Raw genomic sequence first — 22,428 nt, 5'->3', positions numbered from 1 at the left:
TACCGCATGGAGGAGCTGGCCAAGGAGGCCGGCATCCCCGTCCGGACCCTGCGCTTCTACCGCGAGCGCGGCCTGATCTCACCGCCGCGCCGCGAGGGCCGCATCGCCTGGTACGACGACCACCACCTCGCCCGGCTGCGCACGATCACGGGCCTACTGGAGCGCGGCCACACCCTCACCGGCATCGCGGACCTGGCCCGCACCTTCGAGAGCGGCCGCGACGTGGCCGAGGTGCTGGGCCTGGGCGAACCCACCGAGGAGACCCCGGTCCGGCTCACGCCCGAGCAGCTCGCGGACTACTTCGAGAGCGAGTCGACCCCGGAGAACCTGGCGGCCGCGATGGAGCTGGGCTACCTCGGCACGGACGGCGACGAGATCGTGCACATCAGCCGCCGCCTCCTGGAGGTCTCCGCCGAACTCGTACGGGAGGGCGTCCCGCTCGCCACCGTCCTCGCCTCCGGCCGCCGGGTCCGCGAACACGCGGACGCCCTGGCGGACCTCTTCGTCTCGACCCTGCGCGATCACAGCACACAGGAAGAGCCTCCCCAACTCCGCCCGCTGGCACGCGCGGTGGTCGACGCGGAACTCTCCATGGCCCTGGACCGGCGACTGCGCCGCGACGCGGAGGCGGCGGAGTAACGGAGCCCCGCCCCTACTGCCCGTACACCACCGTCACGGGCGCGTGGTCGCTCCAGCGCTCGCCATGCGTGGCGGCCCGCTCGACGAACGCCTTCGCGGCGCGCGCGGCCAGCCCCGGAGTGGCCACGTGGTAGTCGATCCGCCAGCCCGTGTCGTTGTCGAAGGCCTGTCCCCGGTAGGACCACCACGAGTACGGGCCCGCGACGTCCGGGTGCAGCGACCGTACGACGTCGACGTACGCGGCCTCCTCGAAGACCCGGGTCAGCCACGCCCGCTCCTCGGGGAGGAAGCCGGCGCTCTTCTTGTTGCCCCTCCAGTTCTTGAGGTCCGCCTCCTGGTGGGCGATGTTCCAGTCGCCGCAGACCACCACCTCGCGACCCTCGGCGGCGGCCCGCGCCTTCAGCCCGGACAGGTAGGGGAGGAAGGCGGCCATGAAGCGCTCCTTCTCCTCCTGCCGCTCCGTGCCGACCTCGCCCGAGGGCAGGTACAGGCTCGCGACCGTGACACCGGGCAGGTCGATCTCGACGTACCGGCCGCTCGCGTCGAACTCCTCGGCCCCGGCGACCCCGAAGCCGCCGAACCCGATCTGGACCCGCTCGGGCGCCCGGCGGGAGTAGAGCGAGACCCCGGCCCGACCCTTGGCGGCGGCCGGGGCGTGGACGGTGTGCCAGCCCTCCGGCTCCCGTACGTCCTCGGGCAGCTGCTGCGCCTCGGCCCGCACCTCCTGGAGGCAGATCACATCGGCGTCGGTCTGCGCCAGCCACTCGACGAAGCCCTTCTTCACGGCGGCGCGGAGACCATTTACATTCACGGAGGTCACAGTCAGCATCCCGGCACGATACCGATATCCGCACGACGCATACATGTACGATTGCTTGCATGAATATCCATATTCGGGCCTTCGACCACCCTGACGCCGTCAAACTCAACGACTGGGTGCAGCTCGAATACGCCGAGCGCTACGGGGACGAGGGCGATGTCACACCGCTGGACGCCACGATGTTCGACCCCCCGCACGGGCTGTACCTGATCGCCTACGACGCGTCGGACAGCCCGGTCGCCACCGGCGGCTGGCGCTCGCAGGAGCGGAACGCCGAGGGGTACTCGGACGGGGACGCCGAGCTGAAGCGGATGTACGTCATACCCGAGGGGCGCGGCCTCGGCCTGGCCCGCCGCATCCTGGCCGCACTGGAGGCCGACGCCCGCGCGGCCGGCCGCGTCCGCATGGTCCTGGAGACCGGCGACCAGCAGCCGGAGGCGATCGCCCTGTACCTCTCCAGCGGCTACGAGCCCTGCGAGAAGTTCGGCCACTACCGCACGTACCCCAACAGCCACTGCTTCGCGAAGCCGCTGCGGGACGGCACAGCCTGATCCTTGAAGCTCTGTTCAAGAAAATTAAGTTTTCTGCGTTGACTCCTCAATAAACTCAATATAGAACTGCACATGAGCGCGTGCACGTGAGAGTGCGTGCGCGTACGAGTGCAGAGGAGCCGAGGGTGGACTGGCAGGAACTGACGGACCTGACGCAGGGCCGGCCGTTCGTGGTCGAGCGGGTCCGGCTCACCGACAGCGACATCGCGGTCGAGGGGCGGTTCGAACCGCCGCAGCTGGCACAGCTCGCCGTCGACGACCAGGTCTTCGTCGCCGCGTTCGTGCGGTCGCACGGTTCGATCAAGGAGATGGAGCGGATCTTCGGGGTGAGCTACCCGACGGTCAAGTCCCGGCTGAAGCGGATCGCGGAACAGCTCGACTTCGTCGACACCGACCCGGCGCCCGCCGGAGCCGATGTCCTCGACCGCCTCCAGCGCGGCGAGATCAGCGCCCAGGAGGCGCTGGACGAGCTGGAGCGGCCCCGGTGATCCCACAACTGCTGACGGTGGGCTACGGCCGCACCAACGGCAACCGCCGCCGACTGCACGTCCCGCTCCTGCCGGTGGCCGTGGTGCTGTCGCCGCTGCTGCTGATCGCCGTGGTGGCGGGACTGGTCGCGTGCCGCCGCGCCTTCCGGCTGAGTCCGGTGAGCGCGCTGCGCGCTGCCTGGTACCTGCTGTGGGCGCTGCCCGGCACAAGTTTCGAGATCGAGCACGGACCGACGGCCTTCCAGATAGGCGTCAGGTGACTCAGATGAATCCGATGACTTCGATGACTTCGCAGGGGAGAACAACCGTGAACGAGCAGCGCCGCCAGATCCTGCAGATGCTGGCAGAGGGCAAGATCACCGCCGACGAGGCGGAACGGCTGATCGACGCCCTCCAGCGCCAGCAGCCCGAGTCGGAACGGGGAACCACGCCCCGCCCGAAGTCCCGGCCCAAGTACCTTCGTTTGGTGGTGAATTCGGAGGACGACGGCACCGGCGAGGGTCCGAGCCGGGTCAACATCCAGGTGCCGTTGCAGCTGTTGCGCGCCGGGGTCCGGATCGCCAGCCTCCTCCCCCCGCAGGCGCTCACCCGGGCCAACACGGAGCTGCGCAGGTCCGGCGTGCCGATCGACCTCACCGAGCTCAAGCCGGAGCACCTTGAGGAACTCGTCGAGCAGCTCGACGAGGTCACCGTCGACGTCGACGACCCCAGCGGCCAGGTGCGCGTCTTCTGCGAGTAGTGCCGCCGCGCTCCTACTCGTCCGCCACCCGCTCGGCGGTCACGAGGTAGCCGGCGAACCTGACGTGGGGACGGGTCTTCGCCCATCCGTCCGCTTCCACGACCGGAACCAGCTCGGTCGAGCCCGGCACCGGGTACAGCACTTTGGCCGTGCCGCCGGAAGGTGACTCGTACCGGCAGTGCACCTCGGTGGCGGCCACCACCCGCAAAGGCGTCAACGGCTGCCCCTCCCCCGAGTCGTGATGCTCCTCGCGGAAGTCGATCTCCGCCGCACGATCGCTGCCGACGATGGCGGCGTAGTCCTCCGGATCGACCTCCAGCAGCTGCCACGAGACGGCGTCGCCCGGCCTGAAGGTGTCCCCGCAGCACTGCATCTGCCAGTCATCGACCCAAATCGTCAGCGTCATGCGGTCAACTATCCGGCCTGCGTCCTGATGCTCCAAAGCATTTCTCAGCGGCGTCTGGCGTCGGCCCACTCGTCGCGGTTCCACAGGACGGGCATGGCGCCGACCGGCTCGAACCGGATGTCCGGGTCGTCGCTGTGGACCAGGCAGAAGAAGCGGCGCCGGAGCACCGCCGCGCGGCGGGCCTGGCCGGCGGCGATGTCCAGGACGGTCTGGGCCGCCTCCGGGCAGGCGGCGGTGAAGCGGTCGTAGTCGGTGAGGGACAGGACGAGCCCCGTGCCTTCGGGTGAGTCGTCGTAGGGGCCGTGGCAGGCCACGTCCCCGAGGCAGTCGTTCAGCGCGTCGAGGTTGTGGCCGTAGTAGTCGGGGAACCGCAGCGCCGCGGCGACGTCCCGGTGCATGTCCCGCTCGCGGGTCCACTCCCCCGCCGCGAGGCGGACGACGCGGAACCCGCGCTCTTCGAGGCGCAGTTCGGCATCCGTGAGGAGCTGTCGTCGCCAGAAGAGGGTGACGAAGGTGTTGTCCATGTACTCGATGCCGGGGACGTCATCCACGTCCGCGCGGTCCGGCCGGTGCTCGGGGCCGAGGGCCGGGCTGTCTTCAGTCGCCATGCCACGAGCCTACGGCGCGCACCGCTGCCGCCTTCCGGCTCCTGTCAGTTGGCTGTCAGCGGGGCCGGGTCCAATGGGCGGGCCCGTGGAACAGCCGAGCACGTTCGGCATACGACCAGCAGGAGCGCTTTGATGGCCTGGACGGAATGCAGAGAACCCCGCCCTTTCGCCACCCGACGGTTGGTCTGCTTCCCCCACGCCGGAGGGTCGTCGTACTTCTTCCGGGAGTGGCGCAAGGGCCTTCCCGAGTTCGAGGTGCACGCGGTGTGCTACCCGGGGCGGGCCGACCGGTTCGGGGAGGCCCCGGCCACCGACCTGGTGGCCATGGCCGGGGAGATCGCGGATGCCGTCCGGCCCCTCATGGACCGTCCCACGACGCTGTTCGGCCACAGCATGGGCGCTGTCGTCGCCTATGAGACGGCCAGGATCCTGGAGGCCGAGGGGGCCCCGCCCGCGCATCTCTTCGTGTCGGGGACCCGGCCGGCCCATTCGGTCCGGTCGGAGGCCCGAGCAGCCGCGCTGGACGACGAGAGCGCCATCGCGACGCTGGTGGACCTGGGCGGCACCGATGCCGAGCTGCTGGACAACCCGATGTTCCGCGAGCTGATCCTGCCGTACGTCAAGGGCGACTTCCAGATGCTGGGGGCCTATACCCACCGTGCGGGCCCGCTGCTGCGCTGCCCCGTCACCGCGGTGCTGGGGGACAGCGACTCACGCGTCACGCCGGATCAGGCCGCCCGGTGGGCCGAACACACCACCGGCACCTTCCGGCAACGGGTGGTGCCCGGTGACCACTTCTACCTGACCGCGTCCCCGCCGTACGACGTGGTCAGAGAGTCGCTCGGCGCCGACCACGACGAGACCCGACGCGGCTGAGCCGCACCGCCCGCCCATCGAGAACACGGAGAGTGTGCATCGTGCGTGGAGAGAGCCGGTTCGGACAGCGACGCTGGACCACCATGGCGTTGATCGTGACAGCGCCCCTGGCGGTGATCGCCGCGGCCACCTGGATGGCCACCGGAAAGCCGGCCCCGGCCGGGGAAGCGGCCGCCACGGCGCACGGCCTCGACAAGGGCGGCCACTTCCTGATCGCCGTGGCGGTGATCCTCCTCGCCGCCTATCTGGGCGGGCTGCTCGCCGACCGGCTCGGACAGCCGCGGGTGATCGGGGAGATCTGCGCCGGGCTGGCGCTGGGACCGACCCTGCTGGGACGGTTCGTCCCCGGGGCGGCGGACTGGCTCTTCCCGTCCGGCGTCCTGCCGATGCTGGACGGGCTGGCCCAGGTGGGCCTGGTCTTCTTCATGTTCGGTGTCGGCCGCGAGCTGAACGGAATGCGGCTGCGCGGCACCGGAACGCAGGCACTCCTGGTGAGCCAGGCGTCTCTGCTGGTGCCCTTCGCGGCCGGGGCCGCGGTCGCCGTGCCGCTGGTCCACACGTTCATGGGATCGGCCAACAACCCAGTGGTGTTCGTGCTGTTCGTGGGATGTGCGCTGAGTGTCACCGCCTTCCCCGTACTGGCCCGCATCCTGACCGACCTGGGACTCACCCGTACCCGTCAGGGTCAGCTGAGCCTCTTCGCGTCGGCGGCCGGGGACGGTGCGGTGTGGCTGGTACTCACCGGGCTGCTGGCCCAACTCCACGGCGGCGGCCCCGCAGGGGTGCTGCTGAACGGTTTCATCGCCGCGGCGATCACCCTGTTCTTCCTCGGGCCGCTGCGGAAGGGGCTGGCCCGTTGGGCGCACTCCCACGGGAACGCCGCCGAGGGCGGCGAGAGCGACGCGGTCATCATGGTCCTGCTCGCCGCCGGCATCGCCGCGACGGCCGCGCTGACGACCCTGATCGGGGTGCACCAGCTGATCGGGGCCCTGCTGATCGGGCTCGCCTGGCCGAGGGGCAGCGCACGGGCCTCCCGGGTGGCCGACAGGCTGTCCGGCACCGCGAAGACCGTGCTGCTGCCGTTCTTCTTCTTCGGATTTGGCCTGACGATCGATCTGGGCGCGCTCCACTTCGACCGGACCGCCGCGCTGACGCTCGGCGGGCTGCTCCTCCTGGCCACCGTCACCAAGATCTTCGGACCGGCGCTCGGCGCGGTCCGCACGGGGATGCGCCGCCGGCCCGCTCTGGCGCTCGGTGTGCTGCTCAACTCCCGTGGTCTGACCGAACTGGTCATCATCCAGATCGGTTTCCAGGCCGGCATCATCGACCAGCGGATGCTGAGCCTGCTCACCATCGTCGCCCTCGCCACCACGATGATGACCCGGCCGCTGCTCCGGCTGCTGGGCCCGGACGCGGTCGAGCCGGTGCTCGAAGCACAGCCGGACGACGCCGGTGAACCCGGTGGCACCACCGGGCGCGGCGCTCCGGAGCTCGTTTCCCTTCCCCGATAGCCCCCCCCTGCGCGAGGCGGCCAAGTGATCGACGAGATTGTGCCCGCGGGAGTCGCCGCCTCCGAGTGCTTCGGGGACGTGCCGGAGGCGACGCTCTACCCGCAGGAGCGGGCCGCCCTGGGCAGGACCGGCGAGCCGAGGCTGCTGGAGTTCGCGACGGTGCGGCACTGCGCACGCGATGCCCTGGGAAGGCTGGGCCTGCCGCCGGCGCCACTGGTGCCGGGCGAGCGCGGCGCCCCACGATGGCCCGCCGGTGTGGTCGGCAGTATGACCCACTGTGCGGGCTATCGTGCTGCGGCCGTCACGTACCGCTCCGGCATCCGCACCCTCGGCATAGACGCGGAACCGCACGAGCCCCTGATGGAGGGCCTGCTGCGGTACATCGCGCTGCCCGAGGAACGGGAGCGGCACACCGAGCTCACGGAGCAGTACCCGGACGTGCACTGGGACCGGCTGCTGTTCTGCGCCAAGGAGGCCGTCTACAAGGCGTGGTTCCCCGTGACACAGCGCTGGCTGAGCTTCCACGACGCGCGGGTCTCCCCCCTGCCGGACGGCACCTTCCGGGCCCGGATCCTGGCCGAGCGCCCACCGGGGCAGCCGTCCCAGCCCGAGGCCTTCGAGGGGCGGTGGCTCGCGCGGGACGGCCTCCTCCTGGCCTGCGCGACCGATCCCCGGCCTCTTCGTTGACAGCCTTTCTCTCCATGTGAAAGATTTGGCTGACACGTACAGCCGGGCGCACTGGGGAGGCAGATGTTGAACAGCGAAGAACTGCTGACCTTCCTGTCCGCGGTGAGCCACACCCAGCGGCTCCGGATCATCGCCGGGCTGGCCGGCGGCCGGAAGTACGTCAGTGAGCTGGCCCGCGAGCTGGGCATGTCCCGCCCCCTGCTCTACATGCATCTTGAGCGCCTGGAGAAGGCGGGCCTGGTCGTCGGCGCGCTCGAACTCTCCGACGACGGCAAGGCGTTGAAGTACTTCGAGCTGACTCCGTTCGAGCTGCGTCTCAACGTGCAGACGATCCTGGACGCACTCCAGTCGGACTCGCTCCAGCCGGACGAGACTCAGGCGGACGAGAATCATGTACGTGAGGCAGACGGCCCCACCAAATGAGAAGGACCAGAACGTTATGAGGGGGACCCGGACATGACCGGCGCCATCGTCGCTATCGCCATCGTCCTGATCATCGTCGGAGGAATCACGGTGTCCGTGGTCTCCCACTTCAGACTCCAGCGCCACCGCGCCGACGCCGTGGCCATGGCTTCCTACCGCAAGCTGGCCGAAGAGGCCGTTGCCCGGCAGGAGTCCCTGGAGGCCGAACTGGTGGAGCTGAAGGCCCGGGTGGGCTCGATCGACGACATGCTCCGGAGGATCGAGTGAGCCGGCTCTCGCCGAGCCTCGTACGTACCCCCGCCTCGCTGGTCCGACTGCCGTTGTCCGCTGCTCCCTGGCGGGCCTGCGGCTATCTCGCCAGCTACCTCGTGGTGGGCAGCATCCTCTTCGCCGTGGCGACCGCGGCTCTCCTGATCTCCGTGGTGGCCAGCCAACTCACGGTGACCGTACCGCTGTTGATCGTCGGGGCCTGGGTGGTCAGAGGCTGCGCCCAGGTCGAGCGGAGCCGCGCGTACCTCCTGGACCAGCCGATCCCGTACGCGTACCAGGACGTCACGGAGCCCGGACTGCCCGCCCATCTCAGGGCCCGCTGCGCCGACCCCGCGATCGTCCGCGACTGTGTCTGCCTCATCCTCCTCTTCCCCCTGCTGCTCCTGCTGGACCTCCTCGCACTGGCCGTCTGGCTGGTGCCGCTCGGCCTCGTGACGCTGCCGCTCTGGTACGGGACCGCGACCGCTTCCGGCGGGACGGCGGGACGGATCGGCGCGGACCTCGCGATCGACACCCTGCCCGGAGCGCTGGTCGTCGCGCTCGTCGCGGTAGCCCTGCTCCCCTTCGCCGCCCGGCTCGTGGTCTCTGCGGCGCAGTTGCATCTGACCGTTGCCCAGGCGGTTCTCCGCCCGCCCGCCGACCCGCTCGCACAGGTCAAGGGTGTGCTCGCCCGCCCCGGCCCGCTCGCCGTCCTGCCGAGCCCTGCCCGTGCCAGTACCTCCACAGCGCCGACACCCGATAGGGAAACCCATGAACCGAACACCGGACGGCTCGGCTGAGGCCGTCGTCCTCCTGGACTCCGTGTACAAGACCTACGGCGGCGGAAAGAACAAGGTGGCCGCGCTCGACGGGGTCAGCATCGGCCTCCGCGCGGGCACCTTCACCGCGGTCATGGGCCCCTCCGGGTCCGGCAAGAGCACCTTCCTGCACTGCGCCGCGGGCCTGGACCGGCCGACGTCGGGCACGGTCCGGCTGGACGGCGTGGAGCTGTCCGGGCTCAAGGAACGTGACCTGACCAAACTCCGCCGCGAGCGCGTCGGGTTCATCTTCCAGGCGTTCAACCTGATGCCCGCGCTGAACGTGCGCGACAACGTGACACTGCCGTTACGACTGGCCGGACGGCGCCCCAAGGCGGCCGACGTCGACGAGGTGATCGAACGCGTCGGCCTCGCCTCGCGTCAGAAGCACCGCCCCGGTGAACTCTCCGGCGGCCAGCAGCAGCGCGTCGCCATCGCCCGTGCGCTGGTCACCCGGCCCGCCGTGGTCTTCGCGGACGAACCGACCGGAGCGCTGGACACCCACACCGCCCGCGACGTGCTCGGACTGCTGCGGGAAGCGGTGCAGTGGTCCGGCCAGACGATCGTGATGGTCACCCACGACCCGGTCGCGGCCTCCCACGCCGACCGCACCCTCTTCCTCGCCGACGGCAGAATCGTCGACTCGCTGGAGCGCCCGACCGCCGACATGGTCGCCGAGCACATGACCCGCCTCGGCGCCTGGGCCGATGACCAGGCACAGGGCGCGCAGCGCGGAGCGACCCGATGATCGGCCTCGCGCTGCGCTCCCTCCGATTCCACAAGGGCGGCTTCATCGCCTCCTTCATCGCGCTGTTCTTCGGTGCCTCGATCGTGATCGCCTGCGGCGGGCTGCTGGAGACCGGGGTGCGCGGGCTGGCCGCGCCGCAGCGGTACGGCGCCGCCCCGATCGTCGTCACCGGGGACCAGCACTACCCCGGCTCGAACAAGGTCTTCCAGGAGCGGGTCGGGCTCGACGCCGCCGACGTGCAGAAGGTCGCGGCGGTTCCCGGGGTCAAGGCCGCCGTGCCGGACGTGTCACTGCCCGTCACCCTCCTCCGGGACGGCGGCAAGGGCGGCGTCCCGGCCACCGGCCACGGCTGGGCATCCGCCTCGCTCGGCCCGTACCGCGTCGCCGAGGGCGCACCGTCGGTCGCCGCAGGCCACGTCGCGCTGGACTCCCGGCTCGCCGCGAAGGCGGGTCTCCACGTCGGTGACCGCGTCAGCCTGGGCATGCGGGGAGCCGCCCGCCCGTACGAGGTGGCTTCGCTGGTGAACGGTCCGGGGGACAGCGCCACGGTCTTCCTCCCCGACGCCGACGCGACGCGGGCCGCCCCGCAGTCGGGCGAAGTCGACGCCATCGGGGTGATGACCGAGCCCGGGGCCGACGACGAGCAGGTGCGGGCCGAGGTCGCACAGGCCCTCAAGGGCGCTCAGGTCTCGGTGCTGAGCGGCGACAAGCGGGGCCGTGCCGAGTTCCCCGAGGTCGTCACCCACGGCAAGAACCTGGTCTCGATGTCCGCCGTGTTCGGTGGAATGGCCGCCATGGTCACCGTCTTCGTGGTCGCCAGCACACTCGGTCTCTCGATCCAGCAGCGGCAGCGGCAGATGGCACTGCTGCGCGCGATCGGCTCGACCCCCGGCCAGGTCCGCCGGATGATCCTCGCCGAGACGTTCATCGTCGCCGTCTTCGCCACCGCACTGGCCTGTGTGCCGGGACCTCGGCTGGGCGAATGGCTGCTGGGCCGGTTCGTGGACGCCCAGGTGGTGCCCGACGTCATGATGTACCGGTCCGGCTTCGTCCCGCTGATCGCGGGCGCCGGCGCGGCGCTGGTGACCGCTGTGGGAGCCGCCTGGATCGCGGCCCGCGGTGCCGCCCGCACCCGGCCGACCGAGGCGCTGGCCGAAGCGGCCGTGCAGCGCCGCTGGCTGAACTGGATCCGGGCGCTCGCCGCCCTGCTCTGCCTGGCCGGCGGCGCCGTACTCGCCCTCGTCACCATGCAGATGGACGGTGCCAAGGCGGGCAGCACGGCGACTCCGGCCGCCATGTTGTGGGCCATCGGCTTCGGACTGCTGGGCCCTGGACTGACCAAGGCGGTGACGGCGGTACTGCAGTGGCCGCTGCGGGCGGTCACCGGCTTCGCCGGGCACCTGGCCCTCCTCAACGCCAAGGCGCGGGCGATCCGGATGGCCGGGGCCGTCATGCCCGTCATGCTCGCCACCGGTATGGCCACTGCCCTGATCTACCTCCAGACCACCCAGAGCGTGGGCGCGGAGGAGGCGTTCAAGGACAATCTGCGGGCCGATGTGGTGCTCACCTCGGCCACCGGCGGGATCTCCCCGTCCGTCATGGAGTGGGTGGACAAGCAGCCGGGTGTGACGGCGACAGCCGCGTACGTCCCCAGCTCCGGCTTCCTGGAGCCGTCGAAGGCCGAGATGGCCGATTACGACGGCAAGGGCAGGGCGCCGAAGGGCACCCCGGTGCAGATCAACGGCATCTCGCCGAAGGGCATCGAGCGCACGACCGCGGTGCGCGTGGTGAGCGGCAGCCTCGCCGGTCTGAAGGCGGACACGGTGGCGCTGCCCGAGTCGTCCGCGAAGGGGCACAAGCTCGGTGAGCGGATCCCCATGCGGCTGGGCGACGGCACGAGGGTCGAACCGGAGCTGGTCGCCACGGTCGGTGAACAGCGCGGCTACGGAGCCGCGTTGATGCCCTCGGAGCTGATCGCCGACCACACCACCAAGGGTGGCGTGCCGCAGATCCTGGTCGCCGCCGCACCCGGCACCGACACCGCGGCGCTGGCCGCCAGGCTCACCGGCCCCGGGGCGCCCGTTCCGGGACTGCGGGCCGCAGAACGGGCCTCGTTGATCAGCTCGCAGGTGAAGCAGAACGACACCCAGACCTGGGTGGCCTACCTGCTGGTCGCCATGGTGATCGGCTACGCGGTCATCGCCCTGGTGAACACCCTGGTGATGGCCACCTCCGAGCGTCGCAGGGAGTTCACCCTCCAGCGCCTCGTGGGCGCCACCCGCGCCCAGGTCATGCGGATGATGACGGTGGAGGCACTGCTGATCGCCCTCGCCGGTACCGCGCTCGGCATGCTGATCGCGGTCGCGACGCTGGTCCCCCTTAGCTCCGCCGTACTCGACCGGGCCATGCCCGCCGGCCCCCCGTCCATCCTGATCACCGTCATCGCCTCGGCGCTCGTCCTGACCCTGGGCGCCACCCTGCTGGCGACCCGGATCGCCTTGCGCACACGCCCCTCCGCCGCGATCGGCAGCCGGGATTGAGCCAAATCCAATAAAACTCGACCGCTTCACCTGCTGATTTCGCCCACCACTTAACAACGTGGTGGGCGAAGTCTTGTCAAACCTAAGCTCGCTCTTATGGCGTTGAAGCCCCTCGTCAACCGTCTTGTAGCGGAATTGGAGTTTGGCTAATGCTCAACAAAGTCGTGATCGTTGGTGGCGGCACAGCCGGCTGGATGACTGCCTCGTACCTCAAGGCCGCATTCGGGGACCGGGTCGACATCACTCTCGTCGAATCCGAAAAGGTCGGCACCATAGGTGTCGGCGAGGCAACTTTCAGTGACATTCGCCATTTCTTCGAGTTCCTCGGCCTCAAGGAATCCGACTGGATGCCTGCCTGTAACGCCACGTACAAGCTGGCCGTCCGCTTCGAGAACTGGCGCAAGCCCGGCCACCACTTCTACCACCCGTTCGAGCACATGGGCTCGGTCGACGGCTTCCCGCTGGCCGACTGGTGGCTCCAGAACGGCCGCACAGACCGCTTCGACACCGACTGCTTCGTCATGGCCAACATCTGCGACGCCGAGCGCAGCCCGCGCCACCTCGACGGGGCGATGCTGAACCAGCCCTTCGACGAGGGCGCCGACGAGCCCCGCGGTCTGACGATGTCGGAGCACCAGGGCAAGACCCAGTTCCCCTACGCCTACCACTTCGAGGCCGCGCTGCTGGCCAAGTACCTCACCAAGTACACGGTGGACCGCGGCGCCACCCACATCGTCGACGACGTGGTGGACGTCAAGCTCGACGAGCGCGGCTGGATCAAGAGCGTGACGACCGCCGAGAACGGTGAGCTGGAGGGCGACCTCTTCGTCGACTGCACCGGCTTCCGGGGGATGCTGCTCAACAAGGCCCTGGAGGAGCCCTTCATCTCCTTCCAGGACGTGCTGCCCAACGACAGCGCGGTCGCGCTCCAGGTCCCGCAGGACATGGAGGCGCGGGGCATCCGGCCCTGCACCACCGCCACCGCGCAGGACGCCGGCTGGATCTGGACCATCCCGCTCTACGGCAGGATCGGCACCGGTTACGTCTACGCCAGCGACTACATCTCGCCCGAGGAGGCCGAGCGCACGCTGCGCGAGTTCGTCGGCCCCGCAGCGGCCGACGCCAAGGCGAACCACATCAAGATGCGCATCGGGCGCAGCAACCGCTCCTGGGTCAACAACTGCGTGGGCATCGGCCTGACCAGCGGTTTCGTCGAGCCGCTGGAATCGACCGGCATCTTCTTCGTCCACCACGCCGCGGAACAGCTGGTCAAGAACTTCCCCGGTGCGGACTGGAGCCCCGTGCACCGCGACAGTTACAACAGCTCCATCGCCAACGTGATCGACGGCGTCCGCGACTTCCTGACCTTGCATTACGCGGCAGCCGCGCGCAACGACACCCAGTACTGGAAGGACGCGAAGACCCGGAAGCTGCCGGAGGGGCTGGCCGAGCGGATCGAGCACTGGAAGCACCAGCTGCCGGACAGCGAGTCGGTGTTCCCGCACTACCACGGGCTGCCCCCGTACTCCTACATGTGTGTCCTGCTCGGGATGGGCGGCATCGAGCTCAAGCCCTCCCCCGCACTCGCCCTCGCCAACGGGGACGCGGCACAGAAGGAGTTCCAGTCCGTACACGACCGGGCCGCTGCGCTCATCGAGAAGCTCCCGACGCAGTACGAGTACTTCACCCACATGCGCCGATGAGTCCGCGGGCGCCGTGGCGGCCGGCCGGCCGCCACGGCGCCCGAGTCGTCCGTCCTCAGGAGCCTCACTCATGACCGAACTGTCACAACTCACCGGACCGAAGCCCCCGGCCGATCCGCGCCGGACGGCCGTCGCCGACGGCCAGCGGGCGATGATGAGCCACTTCCCCACCGGGGTCGCCATCCTGACCGCCGTGGACCACGCGGGCATGCCGCGCGGGATGACCATCTCCTCGCTGTGCAGCGTCTCGCTGGAACCACCGACGCTGCTGGTGTGCCTCAGGTCGGGCAGCCCCACCCTGGAAGCGGTGCTGGACAGCGGCCGGTTCGCGGTGAACCTGCTGCACGGCGCGGCACGGCCGGCCGCGGCCCTGTTCGCCTCGGGTGCGCCGGACCGCTTCGACCGGGTGCACTGGGAGCACGACTCCGCCGATCCGGATGCCGGTGGTCCGCACCTGTTCGAGGACGCCCATGCCATCGCGGACTGCCAGGTCGGGCAGCGGCACCGCAGTGGGGACCATCTCGTGGTCATCGCCCGGGTGCTGCGCGTCACCCAGTTCCCCGGGCGGCCGGAACTGGTCTACGGCCGGCGCGAGTACCGCACCTGGCCGGTCGGAGAGAACGTCTGAACGCGGCTCCGTCACGCCGAGAGCAGCCCAGGAGCGTCGAAGCGCTCCGGGGACGGCGCCGGTACGGCGACCTTCCCGTCCAGCAGGGCTATCCCGAGCGGGGTGACGGAGTGCAGCACCGTATTGCGCACCCGTCGGGTGGTGATGAGGCCGGTCTGCCGCAGCACGGCGGTGTGCTGGCTCACGCAGGGGGCGGAGACCCCCAGCCGGACGGCGAGCTGACCGGTGGTGGACGACACCCTCAGCTCCTGCAGAGCCGCCGCCCTGGTCTGTCCCACGAGGGTGCCGAGCGAGTCCTGGGACAGGGAGGTCTCGTCCCACAGCGCGCCGGACTGCTCGCCGTCCGGCGGCGCGGAGAAGACCAGGGCGGCCTGGGGCCGCAGCGGATCGTGGAAGAGCCGGGCCGGACGGTGCGCGAGGAAGACCGAGGGGCTGAGGACCAGGCCGTGGCCGCCGAGCCGGACGTTCTCGTCGGGGCCGTCGTGCAGGGTCAGCACCAGGCCCTTCCAGGTGACCCGCCAGCCCAGGGTCGTGAACAGCTCCTCCATCCCCCCTCTCATGACCAGCCGGCCCCGGGCCTCTGACTCGGCCTCGCAGTGGGCCAGCACCCGGCTCCAGTAAGGGGCCACGGCCGCCTGCCAGAAGTCCCCCGCCGTCGGTGCGGACGCCGGCGGGCCCGGTCTGGCCCGCAGCCGTTTGTAGACCTGGCGCCGCCATCGCGCGTACACCGGGCCGACGCCGCGGGCGAAGAGCTCCTGGGCGAGGCGTGTCTCTATTTCCGGGCCGGCCGTCGTCCGCAGCCGCGTTCTGGCGAGATCGTCCGCCGTGAAGTGAATTCTCTGCATGACCTTTCCCCCGTTGCCCTGTTGATCCGCAGCCTGATTAGCCGGCTTTCTGCCCGGTGAGTTCGGCGAAGGCGTCATCGAGGGTCGGCCGTTGTACGGAGAAATCCGCGACGCTCACCCCAGCCTTCTCCAATGCCGTGGCAGCGGCTGCGATACCGCCCATTCCGTCTCCGAGCCGCAGCGAGATGACGCCCCTTTCCCGGTCCAGGACCGGTTCTTCGGCCGCATCTGCGGAAAGGGCCACGAACGCGTCGGTGACCGCGTCCTGGCCCATCACTCGAATTTCCAGCCGGTCCGGGCCGACGGCCCTTTTGAGTTCGTCCGGTGTGCCCTGCGCGATGACCCGGCCGGTATCGATGACCGCGATGCGGTCGGCCAGGAAGTCGGCCTCCTCCAGGTACTGGGTGGTGAGCAGGACGGTCACGCCGTCCGCGACCAGTTCGCGAACGGCGTTCCACAGCGACATCCGGCTCACCGGGTCGAGCCCGGTGGACGGTTCGTCGAGGAAGAGCACCGCGGGCGCGGCCACCAGGCAGGCGGCCAGGTCGAGCCGGCGCCGCATGCCGCCGGAGTAGGTCCGTACGGGTCTGTCCGCGGCGCCGGTCAACTCGAACTGTTCCAGCAGCTGCTCGGCACGCCGGCGCGCGTCGCGCCTGCCCAGGTGGAGCAGTACGCCGATGAGGGTGAGGTTCTCCCTGCCGGTGAGCAGCCCGTCGACGGCGGCGTACTGACCGGCCAGGCCGATCCGCCGGCGGACCTCGGAAGGCTGCCGGACGACATCGAAGCCGGCCACCTCCGCGTGTCCGCCGTCCGGTACGAGCAGGGTGCTGAGCACTCGTACGGCGGTGGTCTTGCCGGCTCCGTTGGGGCCGAGCAGACCGAGTACCGTGCCCGTCTTCACGGCGAAGTCGACACCGTTCAGGGCCTGGTGGTTCTTGAAGCGCTTGTGCAGGCCTTCGGCCCGTATCGCGGTTTCCATGTGCCCTCTCGCAGAACGGCGGAGTACGTGTCAGGAAGCGTCACCGGCGGTGGCCTGGCGGAGGCTGCTGGGCCGCATATCGGTCCAGTTCTCCTCCACGAAGGCCAGGGCGGTCTCGCGGGGGCTCTCGCCGAGGGACACCGCCCACCCGTCGGGCACCTCTTTGAAGGACGGCCACAGGCTGTGCTGGCCCTCGTGGTTGACGAGCACGAGGAAGGTGCCGTCCTGGTCGTCGAAGGGGTTCGTCACGTCGAGTTCTCCATATCTCCGGGTGAAGAGACCGCAGCGGGCCTCGGCACGAACATCGTGTCGAGGCCCGCTGACACAGCCCTGACTGAAGACTGAAACGGGGTGCTTACGCGGCTGCCGTCTGGCGCCCTCCGATGAAACTCACCACGTCGTTCACCGTGCGGAAGTTGTCGATGTCGAGGTCGGTGGGCTGCACCGTGATGCCGAAGGTCCGTTCCACCCACATGACCAGCTGCACCGCGAACAGTGAGCTGACGCTGCCCGTCGCGAAGATGTCGTGGTCGTCGGTGAGTTCGGTGTCCCGGACGTGTTCGGCGATGAAGGCGCGAACGGTCTTGATGAGGTCGTCTGACATCAGGCACCTGCCTTGTTTCCGGCGCTCGCCGGTTCGTAGGGGTAGAAACCATGGCCGCTCTTACGGCCGAGCCGGCCGGCGGCGACCAGCTTGCGCAGCAGTGGCGCCGGGGCGAATTTGGAGTCGTTGAAGTTGTCCAGGAGGACCTCCAGCGAGTACATGACGGTGTCCAGGCCGATCAGGTCGGCCGTCTCCAGCGGCCCCATCTGGTGGCCCAGGCACTGCCGGAAGAGCCGGTCGATGTCTCCGGCCTGCGCGACGTTGTCCTGGAGCAGGAGGATCGCCTCGTTCACACTGAGCATCGCGACCCGGTTGGTCACGAAGCCGGAGGAGTCCTGGACGACCACGACGTCCTGGCCGATGGCCTTGAACAGTCCGCGGGTCAGCTCGATCGTCTCCGGGGAGGTGTGGAAGCCCTGGATCACCTCCACCAGCTTCTTCAGCGGCACCGGGTTCATCAGGTGGGTGCCGATCACCCGGTCCTGGCGGCCGGTGACCGAGGCCATCTTGGTGATGGGGATGGCGGAGGTGTTCACGCCGAAGACGCAGTGCTCCGGCGCCACCGCGTCCATCTCCCGGTAGAGCTTCTCCTTGATGTCCCAGTTCTCGGTCACGTTCTCGACGACGAAGTCGGCGTCGGCGAGTCCGTCGAGACCTGTGCGGAACTCGATACGGGAGAGGATCTCGTCCGGAGTGCTGGTGCTCAGCCTGCGGTCGAGCATCCCGTACAGCCTGGCGTTCTCCGCGATCAGTTCGCGGGCGCGGTCCAGAGCCGCGTCGGTGGTGTCCACGAGCACCACAGAGAGTCCGGCCGCCGCGAAGGCGTGGGCCCCGCCGATGCCCATCGTGCCGGCGCCGAGTACCCCTACGCGCCGGACCTGGCTGGTCTCGGTCATCACATTCCCCTGCCCGCTCGTGTGGTGTTCCGGCACCGCTCCTTCAGCGGTACCGGCCAGTCGTCGACGTCCCAGCCGTACTGGCACAGCAGGGCGTAGGTGAGCCGCTCCAGGCCGAATCCGACGCAGGCGGAGTAGACCGTCCCGCCGTCGGGGCCCTTGATGCCGAAGGCGTCACCGAAGTGCTTCTCGTGCAGGTTGAAGGAGCCGACCGAGATGCTCTCGCCGGGCCCCACGTCCAGGTGGAGTTCGTGCTTGAGCTCCAGCAGGCGCTGCGAGGAGACCTGCATCGCGGTCGCCGCCCCGGCGAAGAACGGGTCGCTGGCGACTTCGCAGCGGCCCGCCAGGTCGAGCTGTTCGACCAGTTCGGTGGCGCGCCGGCGGAAGCGGTCGCGCGCCTCCCGGACGAACTCCGCGGTCCCGAGGAAGACCGTCTCGCGGATGGTGAAGTCCGCGAGGCGCTCCATGGTCTGGTGGTACCGGGACTCGTGGCGGAACGAGCCGCCCTTGGCGGTCACCACCGTGTCCTCGGCCGGCAGGGTGGCACCGGCGAACTGGTCGAAGGTGTGGTAGCACATCGTGGGCGGCAGGCAGCGGTCCACGGGCGCGCAGCGGTGCAGCACCCGGTCGCCGATGTCCTCCCGCGCGGCCGCCTCCCCGGCGAACTCCCGGTAGGTGTCCACGTCCCCGTCGAGCCGGGCGGCGAACATCAGGTGCTGCGGGAAGGAGAACAGGTAGCCGCTGCGGTGCAGCGCGGTCACCGGAAGCAGCGTCGGGTAGCGGTACTCCACCGCCCCGAACTCCTCGTCGATGATCTCCCGCAACAGCCCGTCGAGAGCGTCCAGGGCGGCCAGCGCCGGTGTGCCGAGCGCCACCTGCCCCGGTCCCGCCTCGTGCACCACACCGTCGGCCAGCAGCCCGGCGAACGTCCCGGTGCGCGGAGTGCGGACCGACGGCGAGTTCCACAACACCTTGGGCGGCGTCCGCAGTTGGGGCAGCACCTCGGTTTCGACGACGTGCCGGAGCTTCTCGGCCAGGGCTTCGGCGTCGACCGGCTGCTCGGTCGTCACCACGACGGCGTCGACCGCGTCACCGTCGGACGCACCGGTGACCAGCTCGAAGCCGGTGATCGATTCGGAGAGGTAGTAGACCCGTCGGTGCAGCTCGTCGCGGTGCGCGCCGGAGACCGGTACGTCGAGGTCGAGTCGGTAGGAGGGCATATTCGGCTCACACGTCCTTAAGCTGCCGTGGGCAGGCCCAGCAGGCCCGCGATGATGGCCCGCTGGATGTCCGAGGTGCCGCCGTAGATCGTGCCGGCGAGTACGTCCCGCACCTCGCGCTCGATACCGAGCTCCTCGGTGTATCCGCGGGCGCCGTGGATCTGCATGGCGTCCAGCGCGGTGGTCTTCAGGCCCTCGCTGACGTAGAGCTTCAGCATGGACGCCTCGTGCATCGCGAGGCGGCCCTCGGAGCGCAGCCAGCCGACCTTGTAGAGCATCAGCCGGGCCAGCTCCAGCCGGACCCGCATGTCGGCGACCTTGTTCGAGACGGACTGGAACGAGCCGATGGCGCGGCCGAACTGCTTCCGGGTGGCGCTGTAGTCCACGCAGCGGTTCAGCAGCCGGCTCATCACGCCGACCTGGCTGGCGAACATGAAGCCGCGTTCCCACTCCATCGTGGCGGTGAAAAGCTGGTAGCCGGCCCCTTCCGCGCCGAGCCGCTGCTCCTCACCGACCACGCAGCCGTCGAAGGTGACCTCGCCCATCAGGGTTCCGCGCAGACCCGCCTTGGGGATGTCGCGGACGCCGATCCCCTCGGTGTCCGCCGGCACGATGAAGGCGGAGACGCCTCGCTGGCGGGCGCCGGTGTCGCTGGTGCGGGCGAAGACGATGAACAGTCCGGCGCTCGGACCGTTGCTGATGAACTTCTTGGTCCCGTTCAGCACATAGGTGTCACCGTCGCGCACGGCGGTGGTGGTGAGGGAGAGCATGTCGGAACCGGTGTCCGGCTCCGACAGGGCGTGGGCCCCCACGAGCGAGCCGTCGCAGAGCGCGGGCAGCCAGCGCCGTCGCTGCTCCTCTGTGCCGTGGTCCGCGATGTAGACGGCGCAGGCGAAGAGGTGGTTGTTGATCGCGAAGACCAGGCCGTTGTCGACGCAGCCCTCACCGAGCGCCTCGTAGGCCATGATCGCCGTGAGCGGGTCCAGCCCGCCGCCGCCGTACTCCTTGGCGATCGGCCACCCCAGGACACCGAAGTCGGCGCAGGCCTTCCAGCCCTGCTCGTCGAAGGTGGCGTTGCGGTCGTGTTCTGCGGCCTGGGCTCCGAGGTTCTCCCGGGCGAACCGGAGCACCTTGTCGCGCAACGCCTGCTGTTCGGGCGAGGGAGCGAAATCCATCAGTCTTCTCCGTGGTCGTAGATAGCGGTCCGGGCCGTGGCGGGGCTCATATCTCCCACAGGGTCACCGCCCAGGCGGCGACCGGACTGTTGTTGAGCACGATCACCAGGTCGCCCTCCTCCAGCTCCTTGCCGGTCAGCAGGGCGTTCAGGTTGAGGACCACGTCCATGGCGCCCAAGTGCCCGTACTCGGCCAGGTGTTCACCGCAGACCGGGTGGATGGGCAGGCCCAGCAGGGTGGTGTAGAAGTCGTACGCGCTCGCGGTGACGTTCTGCATGAGGGTGGCCTTGACCCGGTCCCGGCCCACTCCGGCGTCCGCCAGCACCTGTTCCACCATGGCGCCGAGCCTGCGCTGGCTGGTGGTGGCGAGCCCGAAGCGGTAGCGCGCCGGGTCCTCGCACACCTCGCGCCACTCGTACCAGGGCGATTCCTTGTAGTCGACGCGGAAGAGGTCGTGGAACCTGCCGTCGGTCTCCTGACGGTGGGCCCGCAGGACCGGCCGGCCGCCGCGCACCATGGTCATGGCGTACGCGGCGTCACCGACGACGGTGACCGGGAAGCGGACGCGGTCCACTCCGGTGGGGCGGCTGGCGTGGGTGATCACCACTTGTTCCCTCGCGGGATCGGCGACCAGGAGGTCCCGGGCCAGGGCCCAGGCCACGCTGGAGCCGGTGCAGCCCAGGCCGTCGACGCTGAAGGCGAACGCCGAGCTCAGTCCGGCCTCCGCCTGCACCCGGCCGACGTCGGAGCCGAGCAGTACGTCCGGGGCGCGCGGCCCCACCATCAGCAGGGTGTCCGGATCCCCGGGGTGCGCGGCGAACAGCTCCTGGCAGGCCCTGGCGGCGAGGGGCGCCTGCTCGGTCTCCTTGAAGACGCCGACGGACCGCACGCCGCTGCCCCGGGCGAAGTCGGCGGCCTCCGCCGACAGCATGGAGAACTCGGGGAGTTCCTCCAGCGCCACCTTCTCGGTGGGCAACAGGCAGTGGATCGCTCCGATCCCGATGCTCATGCGGCGCTCCGCTCTGTGGAGGGTTCCGGGGTGAGGACGACCGGCAGCCCGCTGTAGCCGTCGACGAAGTTCGAGAACAGCCTGGTGGGCGGGCCCGCCAGCTTGATGTCCGCGACCTGCGAGCGCAGGGCGGCGAGCAGGGCGTTCACATGGACGCGGCCGAGGAAGGCGCCGAGGCAGAAGTGCGGCCCGTACCCGAAGGCGACGTGCTTATTGGGCGTGCGGGCCAGGTCGAAGACGTGCGGGGTCTCGAAGACGCTCTCGTCGAAGTTGGCCGAGCTGTTCCACAGGGTGACCACATCACCCGCCTCGATGGTCCGGTCCCGCAGGGTTACGTCCACCAGGGCCCGGCGCCCGAAGTGCATGGCGGGGGTGGTCCAGCGCAGCACCTCTTCGGTGGCACTGTCCAGGCCGGCCTCGCCGGACTTCAGCGCATGCCACTGCCCGGGGTTCTCGGCCAGGGCGATCAGTCCGCCGACCGAGGACATCCGGCTGGACTCGTCGCCGCCCAGGATCAGGCTGTAGCAGTTGAAGACGACCTCGTCCTCGGTCAGCAGCTCACCGTCGACGGTGGCGGTGGCCAGCGCGCTGATCACGTCGTCCCCGGGGTGGCGCCGGCGCTTGGCCGCCAGCTCGGAGAAGTACATGAGGATCTCGTTGCGCGCCATCCACTCGTCCATCTCGCTGTCCTCTGCGCTGTGCCGGGAGAGCGTCTGGGTGTTCCAGGCGACGAGCTGTTCGCGGTCCTCCCTCGGGACGTCCATGAGGTCGCCGATGGTGTTGATCGGGATCTGGTCCGCCACGTCGCTGACGAAGTCGAGTTCGCCGTGCGCGAGGGCCTCCGCGACCAGTTGCCGGGTCCGCTCGTGCACACCGGCCACCACGGGCTCCAGCACGTGCGGCGAGAAGGACTTGAGCATCAGGTTGCGGATCTCGCGGTGCCGGGGGCCGTCGGTGACGGCCAGCATCTTGCGGGAGGCGGAGTCCTCGCCCTGGAGCAGGGTCGCCAGGACGTTGCCCTGCTCGGAGGTGAACCGCTTGTTGTCGCGGTAGAGGGCGACCACGTCCGCGTAGGAGGAGATCACCCAGAACGCGGGCCCTCGTTCGGTGGCCCGGTGCCGGAACACGGGCTGCTCCGTACGGAACCTGCGCCACATGTCCGCCAGGTCGACGTCGAGGAATGTCTGCGGATCGGTGAGGTCCACCGTTTCGAGATCGCCTGCGGGCGACCGTAGTTGGTGATTCATGTGCTGTCTTCCTCCAGGG

General features: G+C 69.8%; 27 protein-coding genes. 15 read left to right on the top strand and 12 right to left on the bottom strand.

Features of this window, described 5'->3' with window-relative positions; all coding sequences use genetic code 11:
- The first annotated feature begins 6 nt into the window (after window positions 1–6).
- Window positions 7–639 (top strand): MerR family transcriptional regulator, encoded by a 633-nt coding sequence (locus tag ACZ601_RS35695; protein WP_440573027.1) that lies wholly within the window; start codon window positions 7–9, stop codon window positions 637–639.
- A 13-nt stretch (window positions 640–652) separates the two neighbouring features.
- On the opposite strand, the gene ACZ601_RS35690 is transcribed toward ACZ601_RS35695, so the two are convergent.
- Window positions 653–1,468, bottom strand: coding sequence for an exodeoxyribonuclease III (locus ACZ601_RS35690; RefSeq protein ID WP_469545666.1), 816 nt, complete (start codon window positions 1,466–1,468; stop codon window positions 653–655).
- 50 nt (window positions 1,469–1,518) lie between these two features.
- Between ACZ601_RS35690 and ACZ601_RS35685 the strand changes: the two genes are divergently transcribed.
- The 4 genes from ACZ601_RS35685 (at window position 1,519) to ACZ601_RS35670 (ending at window position 3,237) form a co-directional block, all read left to right on the top strand.
- Complete coding sequence (locus ACZ601_RS35685; RefSeq protein WP_469545663.1) at window positions 1,519–2,010, top strand: GNAT family N-acetyltransferase; 492 nt, start codon at window positions 1,519–1,521, stop codon at window positions 2,008–2,010.
- Window positions 2,011–2,135: 125 nt separating this feature from the next.
- Window positions 2,136–2,498 (top strand): DUF2089 domain-containing protein, encoded by a 363-nt coding sequence (locus ACZ601_RS35680; RefSeq protein WP_469545661.1) that lies wholly within the window; start codon window positions 2,136–2,138, stop codon window positions 2,496–2,498.
- Window positions 2,495–2,758, top strand: coding sequence for a hypothetical protein (locus tag ACZ601_RS35675; RefSeq protein WP_469545660.1), 264 nt, complete (start codon window positions 2,495–2,497; stop codon window positions 2,756–2,758). Before ACZ601_RS35680 ends, ACZ601_RS35675 begins: the two co-directional genes overlap by 4 nt.
- A 47-nt stretch (window positions 2,759–2,805) precedes the next feature.
- A complete protein-coding gene (locus ACZ601_RS35670; RefSeq protein ID WP_469545658.1) occupies window positions 2,806–3,237 on the top strand; it encodes an SHOCT-like domain-containing protein in 432 nt (143 codons plus the stop codon).
- Window positions 3,238–3,250: 13 nt separating this feature from the next.
- On the opposite strand, the gene ACZ601_RS35665 is transcribed toward ACZ601_RS35670, so the two are convergent.
- Window positions 3,251–3,643, bottom strand: a complete 393-nt coding sequence (locus tag ACZ601_RS35665) for a DUF6578 domain-containing protein (RefSeq protein ID WP_469545656.1) — start codon at window positions 3,641–3,643, stop codon at window positions 3,251–3,253.
- A gap of 44 nt (window positions 3,644–3,687) precedes the next feature.
- Window positions 3,688–4,251: a barstar family protein gene (locus ACZ601_RS35660; protein WP_469545654.1), complete on the bottom strand. Its 564-nt coding sequence runs from the start codon at window positions 4,249–4,251 to the stop codon at window positions 3,688–3,690.
- Between the two features lie 132 nt (window positions 4,252–4,383).
- On the opposite strand from ACZ601_RS35660, the gene ACZ601_RS35655 reads away from it, so the two are divergent.
- From ACZ601_RS35655 to ACZ601_RS35610, 10 genes are all read left to right on the top strand, one after another.
- Window positions 4,384–5,127: a thioesterase II family protein gene (locus tag ACZ601_RS35655; RefSeq protein WP_469545651.1), complete on the top strand. Its 744-nt coding sequence runs from the start codon at window positions 4,384–4,386 to the stop codon at window positions 5,125–5,127.
- Between the two features lie 41 nt (window positions 5,128–5,168).
- Window positions 5,169–6,638 carry a cation:proton antiporter gene (locus tag ACZ601_RS35650; RefSeq protein ID WP_469545648.1) on the top strand — a complete coding sequence of 490 codons (1,470 nt, stop codon included), beginning with the start codon at window positions 5,169–5,171 and terminating at the stop codon, window positions 6,636–6,638.
- A 24-nt stretch (window positions 6,639–6,662) separates the two neighbouring features.
- Window positions 6,663–7,325, top strand: a complete 663-nt coding sequence (locus ACZ601_RS35645; protein WP_469545647.1) for a 4'-phosphopantetheinyl transferase family protein — start codon at window positions 6,663–6,665, stop codon at window positions 7,323–7,325.
- Window positions 7,326–7,388: 63 nt separating this feature from the next.
- Entirely contained in the window at window positions 7,389–7,748 is a 360-nt protein-coding gene (locus tag ACZ601_RS35640; RefSeq protein ID WP_469545644.1) for an ArsR/SmtB family transcription factor, read from the top strand.
- Between the two features lie 33 nt (window positions 7,749–7,781).
- Complete coding sequence (locus ACZ601_RS35635) at window positions 7,782–8,015, top strand: hypothetical protein (RefSeq protein ID WP_440572995.1); 234 nt, start codon at window positions 7,782–7,784, stop codon at window positions 8,013–8,015.
- Window positions 8,012–8,797: a sensor domain-containing protein gene (locus ACZ601_RS35630; RefSeq protein WP_469545642.1), complete on the top strand. Its 786-nt coding sequence runs from the start codon at window positions 8,012–8,014 to the stop codon at window positions 8,795–8,797. Before ACZ601_RS35635 ends, ACZ601_RS35630 begins: the two co-directional genes overlap by 4 nt.
- Window positions 8,769–9,563, top strand: a complete 795-nt coding sequence (locus tag ACZ601_RS35625) for an ABC transporter ATP-binding protein (RefSeq protein WP_440572997.1) — start codon at window positions 8,769–8,771, stop codon at window positions 9,561–9,563. Before ACZ601_RS35630 ends, ACZ601_RS35625 begins: the two co-directional genes overlap by 29 nt.
- Window positions 9,560–12,103: an FtsX-like permease family protein gene (locus tag ACZ601_RS35620; protein WP_469545639.1), complete on the top strand. Its 2,544-nt coding sequence runs from the start codon at window positions 9,560–9,562 to the stop codon at window positions 12,101–12,103. Before ACZ601_RS35625 ends, ACZ601_RS35620 begins: the two co-directional genes overlap by 4 nt.
- Window positions 12,104–12,252: 149 nt before the next feature.
- Window positions 12,253–13,806 carry a tryptophan halogenase family protein gene (locus tag ACZ601_RS35615; RefSeq protein ID WP_440572999.1) on the top strand — a complete coding sequence of 518 codons (1,554 nt, stop codon included), beginning with the start codon at window positions 12,253–12,255 and terminating at the stop codon, window positions 13,804–13,806.
- 70 nt (window positions 13,807–13,876) lie between these two features.
- On the top strand, window positions 13,877–14,434 hold the full coding sequence (locus tag ACZ601_RS35610) for a flavin reductase family protein (RefSeq protein ID WP_469545636.1): 558 nt from the start codon (window positions 13,877–13,879) through the stop codon (window positions 14,432–14,434).
- Window positions 14,435–14,445: 11 nt separating this feature from the next.
- Here ACZ601_RS35610 and ACZ601_RS35605 read toward each other — a convergent pair whose 3' ends face one another.
- The 9 genes from ACZ601_RS35605 to ACZ601_RS35565 all read right to left on the bottom strand — a co-directional run bounded on the left by ACZ601_RS35605 (window position 14,446) and on the right by ACZ601_RS35565 (window position 22,409).
- Entirely contained in the window at window positions 14,446–15,279 is an 834-nt protein-coding gene (locus ACZ601_RS35605) for an ArsR/SmtB family transcription factor (RefSeq protein WP_440573001.1), read from the bottom strand.
- A gap of 37 nt (window positions 15,280–15,316) precedes the next feature.
- Entirely contained in the window at window positions 15,317–16,258 is a 942-nt protein-coding gene (locus ACZ601_RS35600; RefSeq protein ID WP_469545632.1) for an ATP-binding cassette domain-containing protein, read from the bottom strand.
- A gap of 30 nt (window positions 16,259–16,288) precedes the next feature.
- Window positions 16,289–16,507, bottom strand: a complete 219-nt coding sequence (locus ACZ601_RS35595) for an MbtH family protein (protein ID WP_440573003.1) — start codon at window positions 16,505–16,507, stop codon at window positions 16,289–16,291.
- Between the two features lie 106 nt (window positions 16,508–16,613).
- Entirely contained in the window at window positions 16,614–16,862 is a 249-nt protein-coding gene (locus tag ACZ601_RS35590; protein ID WP_440573004.1) for an acyl carrier protein, read from the bottom strand.
- Entirely contained in the window at window positions 16,862–17,758 is an 897-nt protein-coding gene (locus tag ACZ601_RS35585) for a 3-hydroxyacyl-CoA dehydrogenase family protein (protein ID WP_440573005.1), read from the bottom strand. Before ACZ601_RS35585 ends, ACZ601_RS35590 begins: the two co-directional genes overlap by 1 nt.
- The gene (locus ACZ601_RS35580; RefSeq protein WP_469545628.1) at window positions 17,758–18,978 is read right to left on the bottom strand and encodes a class-II aminoacyl-tRNA synthetase family protein; all 1,221 of its coding nucleotides are present in this window, start codon (window positions 18,976–18,978) and stop codon (window positions 17,758–17,760) included. Before ACZ601_RS35580 ends, ACZ601_RS35585 begins: the two co-directional genes overlap by 1 nt.
- 17 nt (window positions 18,979–18,995) lie before the next feature.
- Window positions 18,996–20,153: an acyl-CoA dehydrogenase family protein gene (locus ACZ601_RS35575; RefSeq protein ID WP_440573007.1), complete on the bottom strand. Its 1,158-nt coding sequence runs from the start codon at window positions 20,151–20,153 to the stop codon at window positions 18,996–18,998.
- A 46-nt stretch (window positions 20,154–20,199) separates the two neighbouring features.
- Window positions 20,200–21,162 (bottom strand): 3-oxoacyl-[acyl-carrier-protein] synthase III C-terminal domain-containing protein, encoded by a 963-nt coding sequence (locus ACZ601_RS35570; RefSeq protein ID WP_469545626.1) that lies wholly within the window; start codon window positions 21,160–21,162, stop codon window positions 20,200–20,202.
- Window positions 21,159–22,409, bottom strand: a complete 1,251-nt coding sequence (locus ACZ601_RS35565; RefSeq protein ID WP_469545623.1) for a cytochrome P450 — start codon at window positions 22,407–22,409, stop codon at window positions 21,159–21,161. Before ACZ601_RS35565 ends, ACZ601_RS35570 begins: the two co-directional genes overlap by 4 nt.
- Window positions 22,410–22,428: the final 19 nt, after the last annotated feature.

Source organism: Streptomyces sp. NPDC104307, assembly GCF_055584045.1.
Note: the sequence above shows the minus strand (reverse complement) of the source record. Positions and strands in the feature narration are given on the sequence as shown.

What these genes read in the sequence shown, in the direction of transcription:
- ACZ601_RS35660 (WP_469545654.1), bottom strand. Translation starts at nt 4,251, where the DNA reads ATGGCGACTGAAGACAGCCCGGCCCTCGGCCCCGAGCACCGGCCGGAC.
- ACZ601_RS35615 (WP_440572999.1), top strand. Translation starts at nt 12,253, where the DNA reads ATGCTCAACAAAGTCGTGATCGTTGGTGGCGGCACAGCCGGCTGGATG.
- ACZ601_RS35635 (WP_440572995.1), top strand. Translation starts at nt 7,782, where the DNA reads ATGACCGGCGCCATCGTCGCTATCGCCATCGTCCTGATCATCGTCGGA.
- ACZ601_RS35620 (WP_469545639.1), top strand. Translation starts at nt 9,560, where the DNA reads ATGATCGGCCTCGCGCTGCGCTCCCTCCGATTCCACAAGGGCGGCTTC.
- ACZ601_RS35575 (WP_440573007.1), bottom strand. Translation starts at nt 20,153, where the DNA reads ATGGATTTCGCTCCCTCGCCCGAACAGCAGGCGTTGCGCGACAAGGTG.
- ACZ601_RS35665 (WP_469545656.1), bottom strand. Translation starts at nt 3,643, where the DNA reads ATGACGCTGACGATTTGGGTCGATGACTGGCAGATGCAGTGCTGCGGG.
- ACZ601_RS35625 (WP_440572997.1), top strand. Translation starts at nt 8,769, where the DNA reads ATGAACCGAACACCGGACGGCTCGGCTGAGGCCGTCGTCCTCCTGGAC.
- ACZ601_RS35690 (WP_469545666.1), bottom strand. Translation starts at nt 1,468, where the DNA reads ATGCTGACTGTGACCTCCGTGAATGTAAATGGTCTCCGCGCCGCCGTG.
- ACZ601_RS35565 (WP_469545623.1), bottom strand. Translation starts at nt 22,409, where the DNA reads ATGAATCACCAACTACGGTCGCCCGCAGGCGATCTCGAAACGGTGGAC.
- ACZ601_RS35685 (WP_469545663.1), top strand. Translation starts at nt 1,519, where the DNA reads ATGAATATCCATATTCGGGCCTTCGACCACCCTGACGCCGTCAAACTC.
- ACZ601_RS35605 (WP_440573001.1), bottom strand. Translation starts at nt 15,279, where the DNA reads ATGCAGAGAATTCACTTCACGGCGGACGATCTCGCCAGAACGCGGCTG.
- ACZ601_RS35585 (WP_440573005.1), bottom strand. Translation starts at nt 17,758, where the DNA reads ATGACCGAGACCAGCCAGGTCCGGCGCGTAGGGGTACTCGGCGCCGGC.
- ACZ601_RS35610 (WP_469545636.1), top strand. Translation starts at nt 13,877, where the DNA reads ATGACCGAACTGTCACAACTCACCGGACCGAAGCCCCCGGCCGATCCG.
- ACZ601_RS35695 (WP_440573027.1), top strand. Translation starts at nt 7, where the DNA reads ATGGAGGAGCTGGCCAAGGAGGCCGGCATCCCCGTCCGGACCCTGCGC.
- ACZ601_RS35580 (WP_469545628.1), bottom strand. Translation starts at nt 18,978, where the DNA reads ATGCCCTCCTACCGACTCGACCTCGACGTACCGGTCTCCGGCGCGCAC.
- ACZ601_RS35590 (WP_440573004.1), bottom strand. Translation starts at nt 16,862, where the DNA reads ATGTCAGACGACCTCATCAAGACCGTTCGCGCCTTCATCGCCGAACAC.
- ACZ601_RS35655 (WP_469545651.1), top strand. Translation starts at nt 4,384, where the DNA reads ATGGCCTGGACGGAATGCAGAGAACCCCGCCCTTTCGCCACCCGACGG.
- ACZ601_RS35570 (WP_469545626.1), bottom strand. Translation starts at nt 21,162, where the DNA reads ATGAGCATCGGGATCGGAGCGATCCACTGCCTGTTGCCCACCGAGAAG.
- ACZ601_RS35640 (WP_469545644.1), top strand. Translation starts at nt 7,389, where the DNA reads ATGTTGAACAGCGAAGAACTGCTGACCTTCCTGTCCGCGGTGAGCCAC.
- ACZ601_RS35600 (WP_469545632.1), bottom strand. Translation starts at nt 16,258, where the DNA reads ATGGAAACCGCGATACGGGCCGAAGGCCTGCACAAGCGCTTCAAGAAC.